Here is a 16,471-nt window from a genome sequence, read left to right as displayed (position 1 = left end):
AAACGCATTCTCAAACTTGCCGTTAGAATCGAAAAACGACCCTGGATGGAGGGATTACTGAAATTAGTCCGTGATGTGGGAATGCCGTTATCTCTTAAAACTTAATTCCTACTGCAAAATCCGGGTTTAATGCTTTGACCAACACATATTAACAGGATTAATATACCCACAGCGGGATTAATGAAAAGCCGGCTGATTTTTTATCGCCGGCTGATGATGCAAGAAGCATGTTTTCCGGATTAACAGGCGTTTACCGGGAAAGAAGAATATAGAGGTGATAACATGCCGGCAGCAGATGACAACTTACTGCGCATTATAGGCGCCGGTGTTCGTCATGATTAAACATCTGCTTTGTTGAATATATTTTGTTGGGGGAAATGATGCGGCCTGTTGAAAAGGGATGTGTGATTTCCATCAAACACGAGGTAGAATAGGGAAACTTGCAGCATGGCGAATAGATCTTTGTCAGCATCACCTTAGTGCTGACAGGGTGCTGTAAGATATCCGCCAGCTGGCTTTCAGTTACCGAACCTTTGACCTTTCACTTTCTGCTTTAATCAGGTTCAGTGCGCTTCCTGCTTTGAACCATTCAATTTGTGCGGCATTAAAGGTCTGGTTTACCGGGAATTGTTCTTCTGTACCATCAGCATGATGAAGTACGATTGTCAGCGGCACTTCCGGAGAGAAGGTGGTGAGCCCGATAATATCAATAATATCATCCTCGCGCACTTTATCGTAGTCGGCTTTGTCAGCAAACGTCAGGGAAAGCATGCCTTGTTTTTTAAGGTTGGTTTCATGAATCCGTGCGAATGATTTAACAATGATAGCCCGCACGCCAAGGTGTCTTGGTTCCATAGCAGCATGTTCACGGGAAGATCCTTCGCCATAATTTTCATCGCCGATCACCACTGTTCCTATTCCGGCTGCTTTATAGGCGCGTTGCACTTTAGGTACTGCATCATAATTTCCTGTGAGCAGATTTTTGACAGCATCAGCTTTGTCATTGAAATAATTGATGGCACCAATCAGCATATTATTGGAAATATTGTCAAGATGCCCGCGGTATTTCAGCCATGGGCCTGCCATCGAGATATGGTCAGTAGTACATTTTCCCTTGGCTTTAATCAGCAGCCTGAGTCCTTTCAGGTCGGTTCCTTCCCAGGCAGGAAACGATTCGAGCAATTGCAGCCTGCTGGAAGCGGGATCAACGGCAATCACTACATTTTTCCCGTCTGCTGAAGGCGCCTGGTAACCGGCATCTTCAACGGCAAAACCCTTTGCAGGTAATTCAATCCCTTGTGGTTCATCCAGCTTTACCTTTTCTCCTTTATCATTCACCAGCAGATCCGTCAGTGGATTGAAGGATAGTGATCCCGCAAGCGCCATAGCAGTCACCATCTCAGGTGATGCAACAAATGCATGCGTGCTTGCATTGCCGTCATTTCTCTTGGCGAAATTCCGGTTATAGGAAGTCAGGATGGAATTCTTTTTATTCGGATCAGTCATGTGGCGCGACCACTGACCGATGCAAGGGCCGCATGCATTGGCAAGCACCATTCCGCCAATAGCTTCAAATGTGGACAACATTCCGTCGCGTTCAATTGTGTAACGGATCTGCTCCGAACCGGGCGTGATGGTGAATTCAGAAACAGCTTTCAGTCCTTTTGCAATGGCTTGCTGCGCAATGGAAGCTGATCTCGACATATCTTCATATGAGGAGTTGGTACAGGAACCGATCAGCGCCACATCCAGTTTATCAGGCCAGCCGTTTTGCGCAACTGCATCTTTAAATTTTGAGACCGGCCATGCAAGATCTGGTGTGTAAGGTCCGTTGATATGTGGTTCCAGCATATCGAGGTTGATCTCGATCACTTCATCATAATATTTTTCAGGATGCATCATCACCTCATCATCTGTGCGAAGGTGCTGCGCCACTCCATTAGCAAGATCAGCAACATCTGCACGGTCCGTTGCACGGAGGTAAGCTTCCATTCTTTTATCATAGCTGAATACGGAAGTGGTGGCACCAATCTCCGCACCCATGTTGCAGATGGTGCCTTTGCCGGTGCAGGAGATGTTTTCTGCACCCGGACCGAAATATTCCAGTATTGCTCCGGTGCCTCCTTTTACCGTCAGCAATCCGGCAACTTTCAGTATTACATCTTTTGCTGAGGTCCACCCATTCATTTTTCCTGTTAGCCTTACACCGATCAGCTTAGGAAACTTAAGCTCCCAGGCCATGCCGCTCATCACATCAACAGCATCTGCACCGCCTACTCCAATGGCAATCATGCCGAGCCCACCGGCATTTGGCGTATGTGAATCAGTACCGATCATCATTCCTCCTGGGAATGCATAATTCTCTAAAACCACCTGGTGAATAATACCGGCTCCGGGCTTCCAGAAACCGATACCATAACGGTCTGATACAGAAGCGAGGAAGTCATATACTTCCTTGTTGCTGTCAAGTGCTGTCTTCAAGTCAGCGGCCGCGCCTGTATTAGCTTGTATCAGGTGGTCGCAGTGTACGGTGGAAGGCACAGCGGTTTTATCCTTGCCGGCAGTCATAAACTGCAGGAGCGCCATTTGAGCCGTTGCATCCTGCATCGCAACACGGTCAGGTGCAAAATCAACGTAGTCTTTTCCACGGACAAAGGCAGTTGCAGGCGAGGCACCATACAGGTGTGCATACAATATTTTTTCAGTGAGGGTGAGCGGTCTGTTGAGTAGCTGGCGGGCTGCGGATATTTTGGATGGAAGCGAATGATAAGCAGATCGGATCATTTCAATGTCAAATGCCATGGATAATACGGTTTGTGTGGTGGATTAATCTTTAATGCGCTGCAAATGTAAAAAGAAAGGAAGGTGGTTTCGGCAATTGCGCAAAAAAACCATACATACAATCATGAAATACAAAACAGGGAGATTGTATACTGCCTCGTGCCATCAACTGGTTTTTTGATGATCATAGTTTCTTCTTAGCTTCGCAGTCATACATGAAATGGCTGCTATCCATTTTTTTAGCCTCTTTATCCATTGGTTTCTGTTATGTGCTCAATAACAGGATTGGTGCTCTTCCTCCTGTAGGTAAATTGTTTTCTCCCTTTTCCGGATTCTGGCAGAATAATGAAAACGGTGAAGTGACGGAATCTGATCTCACCCTACCGGGACTTATCGCACCTGTGAAAGTGATCATGGATGATAACCTCGTGCCGCACCTATTCGCCCGAAACAACCATGATCTGTACCTGGCACAGGGTTTTATTCATGCGAGGTACCGTTTGTGGCAAATGGAATTTCAAACGCATGCCGCAGCCGGAAGGGTTTCAGAAATTGTGGGAGCACGGGCCTTGCCTTACGACCGTCAGCAAAGGCATTTTGGAATGGTTTACGCCGCTGAAAATGCCGAATCTGCCATGATGGATGATCCGGTAATGAAAGAAGCGATTACGGCATATACGGAAGGTGTGAATGCTTTTATTCAATCATTAAGTGTTAAGGACCTGCCAATAGAATATAAATTGCTTGATTATCATCCGGAGCCCTGGACTACTTTAAAATGTGCCTTGTTGCTGAAATACATGACCTACGATCTGGCCGGTGGCAGTAGTGATCTTGCTGTCAGTAATGCCATGAAAAAATATGGAAAGGAGGCAGTCGATTCATTGTTTAATGGTCATCCTTATCTGAGTGAACCTATCATTCCGGCCGGCACTATCTGGGATTTCGTTCCATTGAAGCTTCCTGTTCCGGCGACAGCCAAACAAGTTTCGGTAGATATTGCACCTTTAGATCATGCGCCCAATCCTGCCAATGGAAGCAATAACTGGGCGGTGAACGGCAGCAAGACTGCGAGCGGCTTTCCCATTCTGTGTGGCGATCCGCATCTTGGCCTGAACCTGCCATCTATCTGGTATCAGATGCAACTGATAAGCCCGGATTGTAATGCAACAGGTGTAACACTACCCGGCGTACCCACAGTCATTATTGGTTTTAATGATCACATCGCCTGGAGTGAAACCAATGTGGATGCTGATATCCTTGACTGGTATAGTGTAAAATTCAGGGATGAATCACACCTGGAATATCTTTATGACAATACCTGGAAAAAGACCAGCATGAGGATAGAACTGATAAAAGTGCGTGGCGAAAATGCAGTGATGGATACTGTATTCTATACGCACCATGGCCCTGTAGTGACAATGGGTGATGAAAAACTGATGAGAAGTGATTTCCCGGTAGGTTATGCCATGCGCTGGCTCGGCCATGACCGTTCGGAGGAATTAAATACTTTCCTTTTACTTGACCGTGCACGCAATTATGATGACTACGTAAAAGCGATGAGTTACTTTCAATGTCCGGCTCAGAATTTTATTTACGCGGATGATGATAACAACATCGCGGTGTGGGTAGATGGCAGGTTTCCGCTGAAATGGAAAGACCAGGGTAAGTTCCTTATGGATGGCTCCAGGCCGGAAAATGACTGGCAAGGCTGGATACCGTTTGAACATGATCCTCATGTAAAAAATCCTGCGCGCGGCTTTGTTAGCTCCGCCAACCAATTATCTACAGACTCCACTTATCCATACTATATTAACTGGCAGATGGACGCACCGATGCGCGCGCACCGGATTAATCAGCAGCTTGCCTTGATGAATAATATTACGGCGGAGGATATGCGCGCACTGCAGTATGACAGCAAAAACCTGGTGGCCGATTTTGTGCTGCAGGAAATGATGGAAGGAGTAGATCAGGCAAGTTTAGATAAGCTGCAAAAGGAACAATTACTCTTGTTGCGGGGCTGGGACCAGTTAGCCGGCGCCGGCAGCATTGAACAAACTGTTTTTAACACATGGTGGAGCAATCTGAAAATAGCAATCTGGAATGATGAGTTTGGTGAAGAAGGGTTCGAATACCCGGGCACCGATATCTCGCTGCAGACGGTGAAGTACAACATCAACAGACAATGGATTGATGACAAACGTACGGTTCAGGTTGAATCGCTGCAGCAACTGATGCATCAGTCTTTTATAAACACCATTGATTCACTGGTTAAAACTTATGGCGCCGACACTGCATCCTGGCAATGGGGAAAAGTAAAAAATACGCATATCAATCATTTGTTGCACATTGGGGCATTCAGCAGGATACCGGTGATCACCTCCGGCAACTCAGGTATGGTGAATGCCACAGGATATGATCACGGGCCTTCCTGGCGAATGATAATTGAACTGGGGAAAAAAGTGAAAGCTTATGGTATTTTTCCGGGCGGGCAATCCGGAAATCCCGGATCGCCATTCTATGAAAATATGATTGAACCATGGAGTAATGGGTTACAGCAGGAATTACTGATTCTGCATAGCCCTGATGAAAAAAATGATCGTATTTCAGCAGTGATAACTCTTAGAAATTAAGGTATGCTATTGTTTTTTCTGATCGCATTACTCAGTGCCATGGTGCAGGTGTTGCTTCCGTGGTGGTGTCTCGTTATTGTGGCCGCGGTAATGTCATTACTTGTTGGCAGGAGTTTCCGGCACGCATTTCTTTCAGGGTTTTTAGCCTGTGGGCTCGTTTGGCTGGTATATGCTTTAGTCATTGGCATTACACAAGGAAACCTGATGACCGTACGGATCGCTGAACTTTTCATCTTGCCGGCGTCCGCTTTACTGTATGTGATCAGTTTCCTCATTGCGGCAGCAGGTGGAGGCTTAGGCGCAGTGCTGGGTTTTTCTTTGAAAAGAATTTTTATTGATACGAACTAATCTGCTATGAGTTTATTGGAAAATATCCGGCTTGCATTGCGTGCTATCAGGGGTAACCTGATGCGTACCGTACTCACCTGCCTGATTATAGCATTTGGCATCATGGCGCTAGTCGGGATCTTAACTGCCATCGACAGCCTGGAAGGGTCCATCAAGAGTAATTTTTCAAGCATGGGTTCCAACTCCTTTTCAATTGAGCAGAAGTGGGATGATATGCGCGGCGGTGGCAGAGGAGAAGATAATAAGCCCGGTCCACCCGTACTGTACCGTGAAGCGGTATTATTTAAAGACCGTTATAAGTTTCCTGCAACGGTTGCTGTTTCCGAAAACGTAACCGGCATTTCAACCATCAAGCATGATTCAAAAAAAACCAATCCCAATGTGTTGGTGACGGGCGTGGATGAAAATTTTTTACTGACATCCGGTAACCAGGTTTCATCGGGCCGTTATTTTACGATTGATGAAGTGCAGGAAGGTGCTCCTGTTATTGTTTTAGGCAAGGATGTAGTCGATAAGATATTCGGATCAAAAGAAGATCCTGTCAATCAATTCGTCTCAATGTATGCCATCCGTTACCGTGTGATTGGTGTGCTGGCCTCCAAGGGCTCCAGCATGGTTTCGAGGGGCGATAATGTTGTGCTGATTCCATTGTTGAATGCCATTAGAAATTTTATCGGCCATGATAATTCCGTGGATGTTACTGTGAATGTAGCGTCAATAGATCAGCTGCAGTCAGCCATTGACGAAGCCACCAGTTTGTTCCGCAACATTCGGGGGCTGACCCTGAGTGAGGAAGATGATTTTGAGATTTCAAAAAGTGATGAACTTGCGAATGAGCTGATCGGTAACCTGCAGAATATTACTTACGCAGCAACATTGATTGGCATCATCACCTTGTTTGGCGCAGCCATCGGGCTCATGAATATCATGCTGGTTTCCGTAACGGAACGAACACGTGAGATAGGCGTAAGCAAAGCCCTGGGCGCCACTCGCAAAGAAATAAGGTCGCAATTCTTGACGGAAGCCATCGTGATTTGCCAACTCGGTGGTATCATGGGCATTATTTTAGGAATACTTGCGGGCAACCTCGTATCACTCCTGTTCGGCGCAAGTTTTATTGTGCCATGGTTATGGATACTGGCAGGCATCATATTCTGCTTTCTGGTAGGATTGATCAGCGGGCTCTATCCTGCCATTAAAGCTTCACGGCTCGATCCGATAGAAGCATTACGATATGAATAAGGAGCAGCCTTTCTGTTGGTTCAGCGACCGTTACATGATCGGTTAGACATAGCAGGCAACGGAGGCTATCAAGTCATGTTATAAGTATGAGAATTGTAATTTTGTAAACAATCATCACTTGTGACAGAAAGATTTTTGCCAGGCGATAAAGTGTACCTCATTCATCTGCGGGAAACCGGAATGGTTACGAGGCTGAATGGTGCAGAGATGGTATTTGTGCAGTTGAAGGATATGGAAATTCCGGTGTATCTGACTGATATCAAACACTACGTTTCCGGTGTGCAACCACCTGTTGCACGCGGCAAACATGAAACATCAGACACTGCTTCATCATCCGTGAAATCCGAAAAGGCAGTGGAAAAAAAGGACAGCGGAATTTTTCTCTGCTTTGAACCTGTCAGCGATCGTTCAGGAGATATCATACAATTCAGGATCAGTATTGCCAATGATACCGGCGTATCTATGACGTTTCGTTATCGTTTCTTTCTCGGCTGCGACATCCATTTTCAGCTTGACAGGCATGTTTCACCCTATGAGGCATTCCCGCTGCATGAAATAAGCTACGATGCATTGAACGACATGCCGGAAGTTGATATTCAGGTGAGAGATATGCAGAATGCGTTATTGAAAGGGGAACTGGTGCAGAAGATCAAACCGCAGAATTTTTTTAATAAACTGGGAAAGGCCGCCCTGACAGGAACTGATGCATATATATATCCGATCAAAACAACTTCAGTGCATAAGCCTGCAACTAAGTCTCCGCAGAAAAAGCAAGATCCGTTCGATCTCTCTGCGCTGAAAGCAATGATGATGGACAGTCCTCCGAATAAAGATATTGACCTGGTTGAACCATCGCGTGAAGTGGATTTGCATATTGAAAAACTGGTGCGCGGATATCATCACATGGATAATGCTGAGATGTTGCATATTCAGTTAAGCAGGTTTCAGCAATCACTGGATCAGGCTATTGCAAGTGGTGTCGACCGGTTCTATGTCATTCATGGCAATGGAAAAGGTAAGCTGAAACGGGAGATCCATACATTGCTGAAAACGTATAAAGAAGTAAGGTCGTTTAATAACGATTACCATCCGAAATATGCGCATGGTGCAACTGAGATTATACTCCGATAGCTTCCCTGTTTAATCTCTTCTTCGGACCGAAATTCTTATAGTACACTGGTTTTTTAATTGCCATATGAAGATCAGTGAACGCTGATGCTGTGAAGCAATACGGTGTGGGAGCTTCCCCGTTACACTCGGGTTCTCCTTATGAAAATGTAATTTGCAGCGCTGTTCCACCGATCTCTTTCAACGCTTTGGTAATTTTTAAGAAATACGGACTTTATTACCTGGTGCTTTCCATTGCACTGATGGCATTGTCTTACCAGTCGGGCAGTATCAGATCAGAAATATCAGAATTGAAGAATGCCGCCCGTGAGTTAAGCCAGGGCGTATCTTCTATAGAGGGCACCATTGCCAAACAGCTTCCTGATTCCGGGCTCGTCAGCATGTTGCAGGAAGGCACTGCCTGGAACAGGATAGCCTCATTCAACGCTTACCCATATGAATTGCTGCTGTACCGTGATGACAGTTTACTGATGTGGACGCAGAACCTGGTTATTCCATCGCAGCCTGTGAATATGTTACCGGAGGGTATCAGTTTTCAAAGGCTCAGTAACGGTTACTATCTCGTTTATCGAAAGTATATTCCAGTATTCGGCGAAAGCAAGCATTATACCGCGCTGGCATTAGTTCCTGTGAAATATGAATATGAAGCGTATAACAGTTATCTCAAGCCTCATTTCAGCGACAATTTCAGTATTGCTAATTATTTCCAGGTGTCGGTAACCCGGGAACCGGATTATATACCGGTGATGGACGCAAACGGCAAAGCGATTTTCTATGTAGGCATCAATCCTGCTGATTATTCGGTGAAGGCAAGTGCACTGGCACTACTGCTCTTTCTGGCTTCGCTTGTGCTTTTTGTTATGTTCCTGCAGCAATTGCTGAACCTCTTGCCGGACGGCAGATTGGTTTGGCTGAAGCTGGCGATGCTGGCGGTTTTATTCTTTGCCATCTATCTCCTGATGTCAGCAAAAGCAATACTGCCCGTCGGCGTTAAGAACTGGAAGATTTTTGATGCTGACCTCTTTGCATCGGAAGGAGTGGCATCTTCACTCGGAAGCCTTGCCATTCAGTTGCTTTTTCTTTTCTGGGCCTGCATTTATATCACCAACAAGGTGCATATCAGGATCAGGATCGAGGAAAATTCAATGAAGAACTATTTAGTGCACCTCGTTGGTTACTCTGTCATCTTTTTCCTGGGCATCTATATGGTGGATGTGATTCGTGCGCTCGTCAGGGATTCAAAGATTGAGTTTGTCTTTTTTAACCCGCTGCAACCGGACTACTACAGCATTCTTGGGGTGGTTTGTATTGCGCTCATATTCATTTGCCTCTTCCTGTTATCACTGAAGATAATTGCCACCTTGCAGCGCAATGCATTACGGCCTGTGGATAATGCAATTGTTTTACTCATCTGCACCACACTGGCTTTCCTGTATTATCTCGCATACGATACCGGCATTTCAGGGTTATGGGTAATGATCTGGATCAACGCGCTGATTTTTATTCTTCCCTGGTTCAGTACACCAACAAGAGCAGGCATCAATTTCACCGGCTTGTTTTTATTGCTTGTATTTGTTTCTGCTTCAGGGGCAGCCCTTTTATTGGTGTATGGCGAAAAGAAGGAACAGGATATGAGGATAAACTTCGCCCGAAAGCTGATAAATACAGAAGATAAGGTGACGGAGTTCCTGCTTGCTGATTTGCAGGGAAAGATTACCCGCGACACCTTTCTGATCAGGTTTTTTCAAGCAGCGAATGATTCAGGTCCTGAGCTGGCCGGTAAGTTGCAACAGACCTATTTCCAGGATGGATTTAACAGGTACCGCATCCGTTACTACCCTGTAGATCCCAAAGGCTACCTGCTGTCGGGTAAGGATGAAAATTTTGGTTTTGTGACGGAGAAGGGATTGAAATCCATGAAAACCGAGATCATTAAAAATGAGTTATATCACGTCTCTTCACCTTCCGGCAGTTTTATTTATCTCGCTGAATATCCTGTGAGGTCCGGCGACTCCACGCTGGGGAAGTTATTTGTTGAGCTGACCGCCGATGCCTATAAAAGTGCCGGCGTCTATCCTGAATTGCTGCTTGAGGATAAGGACAAGCTGCCTTATCAATATATGAATTACTCTTTCGCTTTATACAGCCACGACCACCTAATTGAGCAAAACGGTACTTATAATTATGACTTTCATCTCAAGTGGTCACAGGATGAGAGCCGTGAATATCAGTACGTCAACTATCATGGGTATCATCATCTGGTGTACAATCGCGGAAACGGAATTGTAATCGTTATTTCTTCAAAAACCAACTGGTTTTCTTATTTCACTTCTTACTTTTCATTCCTCTTCGTGGTGTTCTTCAACATCATGCTGCTGGTATTACTGTTCAACCTGATCAGTATAAACCCAAGCCTCCGTTCGATACGGCAGTTTTTCAGGATTGCATCACTGCGGATGCTTATTCATGGTTTTTTCATGTTGTTCATCCTGGTCCTTTTGCTCATTATCGCCATTGTAGCAAGCAGGTTCTTTATAAAACAGTATAATGATCTTTCGATACAGGCTGTGGTGGATAAAATGGACAGGGTAACACAATCCGTTCAGGTGCTTTATACCGACAATGATTTGGTGAGAAGCCCGGAGGCATTTCAAAGCTTTCTGAAGAAGAGCGTTAGTTCTTTTTCTGATGTACAGGATATTGATGTGAACTTTTACGACCTGCAGGGTAACCTCGTCGCCACCAGTCAGCGCAGCTTTTTTGAAAAAGGGCTTGTGTCGAAAAAGATGAATCCACTGGCATTTAAAGAACTCTCGGATGAAGGCCCTGCCGAACTGGTTAAGGAGGAACAGGTGGGTTCGCTGAAGTTCTATTCCGGTTACCGTATTATCCGCAGTCCAAAGGGTGAACCGGTCTTGTTTGTGCATGTTCCTTATTTTAATTCCAAGGCAAAGCTGAATGAACAGGTTGGGTTTTTCTTTGTTGCGCTCGTGAATGTGCTGGTATTGGCTATTATCATGGCAGGGTTGCTGGCACCGCTGATTTCACGTCAGATCACCCGTAAACTGTCGCTGATCGGTGAAAAATTCAAGCAGGTGAAGGTTGGTTCCGGCAACGAATTGATAGAATGGCATGCGAATGACGAGATCGGTAACCTCGTAACAGAGTACAACAGGATGATTGGTCACCTGGAACAAAGTGCAGACAAACTGGCCAGATCGGAAAGAGACCTTGCCTGGCGGGAGATGGCCAAGCAGGTGGCCCATGAAATCAAGAATCCGCTAACGCCCATGAAGCTGGGGATTCAGCATTTGCAGCGGGCGAATGAACAACATGCTCCCAACCTGCCGGAACTCACCGCTAAGGTAGCGCAGACATTGATTGAGCAGATTGACAACCTCAGTCATATCGCCAATGAATTTTCGAATTATGCTAAAATGCCCAGGCCGGTTTTCGAACATATTGATGTGAATGATGTGGTGCAGACAGCCTGCAATTTGCTTAAAGAAGGAGAGGGTGCTGAAATTCACCTGTATCATCATGCAGAGCGGAGTATCGTTTCAGCCGATAAAAACCAGTTGCTGAGTGTGTTCAATAATCTGCTCTTGAATGCAGTTCAGTCTATTCCGGAAGACCGTGCCGGCAGCGTAAAGGTGATCACTGAGAATGTTGACGGGCAACTGGTGGTATCTGTCTCTGACAATGGTATTGGCATTTCAGAGGCAGAAGCTAAAAACGTGTTCATTCCCAGCTTCACTACCAAATCTTCCGGTACCGGATTAGGGCTGGCCATCAGCAAGGATTACGTGGAGAGCTTTGGCGGTACCATTGATTTTGTTTCTGTGAAAAATGTAGGCACCACTTTTTTTGTGAAGCTGCCTGTTGCGTCTGATGGAGACTCAAAACAAGGTGTGTTGCAGATTCCTTCATAACCTGTTATGAGGTATCCGCAAGTATGTATTACTCGTTATTTTGTCCGTTTATTCAATTCATAAACAGGAGCCCTCAATAGATGCAGCTGTCAAAAACATTACAAATAAATTCTTTACGAAGGCAATAAAATCCGGCATTTGAAAATCCTGATTATACAAACGGCATTTATCGGCGATGTGGTGCTGGCGACGGCATTGGTTGAAAAGCTGCGCGCATATTATCCACAGGCCGAAATTCACTTTTTGCTCCGAAGTGGAAATGAAGGTTTGTTAGCGGGGCATCCTGGAATTGAAAAGGTATGGATTTGGGATAAAAAACAACATAAATACAGGAACCTCATACGCCTGTTATTTTCTATCAGGCGCGAGAAGTTTGAACTGATTGTGAATTGCCAGCGATTTGCCGCATCAGGATTGCTTACTGCATTCTCTGGTGCTAAAATATCCGCCGGCTATGCGAAGAATCCATTTTCTTTCCTTTTCACTAACAAATTTCCCCATACACTTGGACACAGTGGCGATGCCGTGTTTTTGCATGAAATTAACCGAAACCAGCAGTTGATTGCCCGTTTCACGGATACTGTTCCTGCATTGCCTGCATTGTATCCTTCTGTTGCTGATTTCGATTCCGTGAAGAAGTATAAGGATGAACCTTTTGTCACCATCTGCCCTTCATCCGTGTGGTTTACCAAACAGTTGCCGGTAGAGAAATGGATGGAACTCATCATGAAAATTCCTGCAAATTATAATATCTATTTGCTTGGTGCAGGTGGTGATCATCTGTTATGCAATAAAATCATGCACTCTTTTCCGGAACGTAAAATCAGTAACATGGCAGGTCAGCTGTCTTTTCTCCAAACGGCTGCCTTAATGAAAGATGCGGCTATGAACTATGTGAATGATTCTGCGCCACTTCATTTTGCTTCTTCCGTAAATGCGAATGTCACAGCCGTTTTCTGTTCAACCATACCACAGTTTGGTTTCGGGCCGCTTTCATCTGTTCATCATGTGCTGGAAATAGAGGGAAAATTGCCATGCAGGCCTTGTGGCTTGCATGGTTTCAGACAATGTCCGGAAAAGCATTTTAAATGCGCCCTTCAGATTAATATGCAAACCTTTCTGGAATAAAGGCTTCATCGAATCAACAGTCTTCACAGGGCAATAATAATGACCGCTATTCCCGCATCAGCTTATGATACAGGAGCAAATTCTTAAGCTAAAAGCGCTTCGGGGAGATCAGTTTTCTTCCGGATTGTTGAATTTGCCTTCATGCTTCGGTACTGATCCGAAGACATGATCCCACATGGGAGAAGAAACACCAAAACCCTTATCCGGTGATTTGTAGTGGTGCAGATGGTGATATCTCCACCACGATTTCATAAACCTGAATGGTGGTGCCATTGCATGAATGGCATAGTGCATGGATCCATAAGCAAGGTAACCCGTTAAAAATCCGGGAAAGAAAACAAAAGCATAGTGATGAAGCACCAGGTAAAAAGAAGAAAAAATAAGTGTTGCAAGAAAAAGGGAAGGTATGGGCGGCATGAATAAACGGTCTTTATCCCTTGGGAATTCATGGTGAACACCATGTGCTGTGTACATGAATTTCTGCATCTTGGGATTATCGGAATGATGATGAAACACAAACCGGTGCATCAGGTATTCAAAAAACGTCCAGAAAAACATGCCTGCGAAATAAAGTCCTGCTACCACCAATAGGTTGATTTGAAGGGAAAAGTATCCGTAGCATAACATGCCAACCACAATCGGCAGGTAAATGCTGAAGATCACTTGCGGGCTTGTTTTGGTCATGCCTTCCAGCCACTTTGACTGAAACATTGTGGCCTGGCCTTTATTCTTAATTTTCATTTCCATTTGACAAAAAATGGTTTCGGCAAAGATACGCGGAATTTTCTCTTTTGAATTTTGCCGCTTCCACAATTAACATTCTGTTATTTCTCGTGCAAATCCGGGAACAGGTTGCAACTTTATCCGGAATGATGGCATATTTTGAAACAGCTGATTTTCCGCCATGCTTCAGTCTTTTGTCTTAATGTATTGCAGGATATATGCTGGCAAGAGACAGGCGGGCTGCCACCTGTTAATCTTTCGGGGTCATGTCTTGCTGCTGTTACGACGCCATTTATTAGCTATTTTTGTGCGCTTTAAAAACTATGACTACAAAGAAATCGAAGCCAATCATTCTTGTCACTAACGATGATGGCATCACTTCACCCGGCATAAGAGTGCTGGTAGAAGAAATGCGGCACCTTGGCAAAGTGATCGTGGTTGCACCGGACAGCCCGCAATCAGGTATGGGCCATGCCATCACCATCGACGAACCCCTGCGGATTGAGCATGTGAAAATGTTTGAAGACGTTGAATCTTATCAATGTACCGGAACACCCGTTGATTGTGTAAAACTGGCGGTGGATAAGATTATTAAAGGAAAGCCTGACCTGTGTGTTTCAGGCGTCAATCATGGATCAAACTCTTCCATCAATGTAATTTACTCGGGAACCATGTCAGCTGCTATGGAGGCTGCAATAGAAGGCATTGATGCCATCGGTTTTTCCTACCTGAATTATTCGTTTGAAGCCGACATGGCTTTACCGAGAAGGGTGATAAGGGAGGTTACACCACAGGTTATCAAGAATGGCTTACCCAGGCATATCCTGTTAAATGTAAATATTCCTGATGTTCCCGAATCAGGTTATAAGGGCATTAAAGTTTGCCGTCAGGCTGTCGCCAAATGGCAGGAAGAATTTACGGAACGCATTGATCCGAGAGGGAAGAAATACTATTGGCTCACCGGTAACTTTGTCAATAAAGATATGGGAGATGATACCGATGAGTGGGCTTTGCAAAACGGATTTGCTTCGGTTGTTCCGGTACAATTCGATCTTACAGCACATCATGCCATTCCCGATATCATCAATAATTGGAAACTAAATGATTAAAAGGACGCAACCTGTCCGGCCGCGCGACAACATTTACCTGGGCGCATTTTTCGGGCTTGTATTTCCGGTTATTGGATTTCTGTTGTTCTATGTTTTTGCCTTCTCCGATCAGCTGAGCCTTGAGATGTACTGGAATCAGCTGTTCAATACTTCAAAAATATCCGCTGCCCTAAGCCTTGCCATCGTCATGAACCTGCCTGTTTTTTTCTATTTTCTATCTTTAAAACGATATGAAACAGTACGCGGCGTGGTGGGCGCTACCATTTTTTACGGCATCTTTATCATTCTGTTTAAATTCTTCTGATGCGGTATTATATCATTGCCGGTGAAGCCTCCGGCGACTTGCACGCAGCTAACCTCGTACATGCTATAAAGAAAATTCAGCCCGGAGCAACCTTTCGCGGTATTGGTGGTGACCTGATGAATGCAGAAGGCGTAACGCTGATTAAACATTACCGCGAAACTGCCTTTATGGGTTTCCTCGAGGTGATCCTGAACCTGCGTAAAATTCTTGGCTTTATTGAACTTGTTAAAAGTGATCTCGATGCATGGAAGCCGGAAGCGATCATTCTCGTCGATTATCCCGGATTTAACCTGAGAATTGCCGCCTATGCCCGCCAGCAAAAGCTGAAAGTATTCTATTACATCTCTCCACAGGTTTGGGCATGGAAAGCTTCGCGTGTTAAGAAAATTAAGCGCGACGTGGATCAGCTGTTTGTGATTCTGCCATTTGAAAAGGAATTCTATAAAAAATGGAACTATGACGTCACCTTTGTCGGGCATCCGTTATTGGATGCGATGTCACGGTTTACGCATGAGCCGCTTAATCTTTCATCAGCTAAGCCGGTTGTAGCCTTATTACCGGGTTCGAGGAAACAGGAAATTGCAACCATGCTTCCGCTGATGTTGCAGATGATTGCACATTTCAGAGAGGTGCAATTTGTAGTGGCTGCCGTAAACTCAATTGAGGAAGGTTTTTATCGTGACCTGACGGCGGACTCCGGTGTGCAGATACTTTTTAATAAGACGTATCCGTTGCTGGCGCATGCGCAGGCTGCCCTTGTCACTTCAGGCACAGCAACACTGGAAGCTGCATTGTTTAATGTTCCGGAAGTGGTTTGTTACAAAGGCAATGCACTCTCTTTCTGGATCGGTAAACAGCTGGTAGATGTAAAGTATATTTCACTGGTGAATCTGGTGCTTGATCGGCCCCTGGTGAAAGAATTGATTCAGCAGGAATTAACTATTGAAAACCTCAGGGCCGAATTGCAGAAGTTGCTGTATGATGAAGCCTGCAGGTCGGCAATTTTGAATGGCTATCATGCCCTGCGGCAGCAATTGGGTGGAGCAGGGGCCTCTGCAAAAACTGCGGAATTGATCGTAAAAGCAACACTCGTAAATTGAAATCCCTTTATGTTGCCTTAACTTTTATATTTGCATTTTTTAC

At 45.1% G+C, this 16,471-nt stretch carries 11 protein-coding genes; 9 read left to right on the top strand and 2 right to left on the bottom strand.

All coding sequences use genetic code 11. From position 1 onward, the window contains the following. Window positions 1-522: 522 nt before the first annotated feature. Window positions 523-2,802, bottom strand: coding sequence for an aconitate hydratase (locus K1X61_11670; GenBank protein ID MBX7109296.1), 2,280 nt, complete (start codon window positions 2,800-2,802; stop codon window positions 523-525). A 194-nt stretch (window positions 2,803-2,996) separates the two neighbouring features. Here K1X61_11670 and K1X61_11665 point away from each other — a divergent pair, with 194 nt between their 5' ends. From K1X61_11665 to K1X61_11640, 6 genes are all read left to right on the top strand, one after another. Beyond that, complete coding sequence (locus K1X61_11665) at window positions 2,997-5,414, top strand: penicillin acylase family protein (protein ID MBX7109295.1); 2,418 nt, start codon at window positions 2,997-2,999, stop codon at window positions 5,412-5,414. A gap of 3 nt (window positions 5,415-5,417) precedes the next feature. After that, on the top strand, window positions 5,418-5,762 hold the full coding sequence (locus tag K1X61_11660; protein ID MBX7109294.1) for a hypothetical protein: 345 nt from the start codon (window positions 5,418-5,420) through the stop codon (window positions 5,760-5,762). A 6-nt stretch (window positions 5,763-5,768) separates the two neighbouring features. Continuing rightward, window positions 5,769-7,004, top strand: coding sequence for an ABC transporter permease (locus tag K1X61_11655; protein MBX7109293.1), 1,236 nt, complete (start codon window positions 5,769-5,771; stop codon window positions 7,002-7,004). 120 nt (window positions 7,005-7,124) lie between these two features. Next, on the top strand, window positions 7,125-8,135 hold the full coding sequence (locus tag K1X61_11650) for a Smr/MutS family protein (GenBank protein ID MBX7109292.1): 1,011 nt from the start codon (window positions 7,125-7,127) through the stop codon (window positions 8,133-8,135). Between the two features lie 74 nt (window positions 8,136-8,209). Continuing rightward, entirely contained in the window at window positions 8,210-12,064 is a 3,855-nt protein-coding gene (locus K1X61_11645; GenBank protein ID MBX7109291.1) for a hypothetical protein, read from the top strand. Window positions 12,065-12,202: 138 nt separating this feature from the next. Continuing rightward, window positions 12,203-13,192 carry a glycosyltransferase family 9 protein gene (locus K1X61_11640; GenBank protein MBX7109290.1) on the top strand — a complete coding sequence of 330 codons (990 nt, stop codon included), beginning with the start codon at window positions 12,203-12,205 and terminating at the stop codon, window positions 13,190-13,192. A gap of 108 nt (window positions 13,193-13,300) precedes the next feature. Here the strand turns inward: K1X61_11640 and K1X61_11635 are convergent, their stop codons facing one another. After that, the gene (locus K1X61_11635) at window positions 13,301-13,933 is read right to left on the bottom strand and encodes a sterol desaturase family protein (GenBank protein MBX7109289.1); all 633 of its coding nucleotides are present in this window, start codon (window positions 13,931-13,933) and stop codon (window positions 13,301-13,303) included. 305 nt (window positions 13,934-14,238) lie between these two features. On the opposite strand from K1X61_11635, the gene surE reads away from it, so the two are divergent. Genes surE through lpxB form a run of 3 tightly spaced genes read left to right on the top strand, consistent with a single transcriptional unit; the run spans window position 14,239 to window position 16,428 of the window. After that, a complete protein-coding gene (surE, locus tag K1X61_11630) occupies window positions 14,239-15,024 on the top strand; it encodes a 5'/3'-nucleotidase SurE (protein MBX7109288.1) in 786 nt (261 codons plus the stop codon). Further along, a complete protein-coding gene (locus K1X61_11625) occupies window positions 15,017-15,328 on the top strand; it encodes a hypothetical protein (GenBank protein MBX7109287.1) in 312 nt (103 codons plus the stop codon). Before surE ends, K1X61_11625 begins: the two co-directional genes overlap by 8 nt. Beyond that, window positions 15,328-16,428, top strand: a complete 1,101-nt coding sequence (gene lpxB, locus K1X61_11620) for a lipid-A-disaccharide synthase (protein ID MBX7109286.1) — start codon at window positions 15,328-15,330, stop codon at window positions 16,426-16,428. Before K1X61_11625 ends, lpxB begins: the two co-directional genes overlap by 1 nt. Window positions 16,429-16,471: the final 43 nt, after the last annotated feature.

It is taken from the genome of Chitinophagales bacterium (assembly GCA_019694975.1).
In the GTDB taxonomy this organism is placed as follows: domain Bacteria; phylum Bacteroidota; class Bacteroidia; order Chitinophagales; family UBA10324; genus JACCZZ01.
This window is presented reverse-complemented; position numbering and strand designations above follow the sequence as displayed.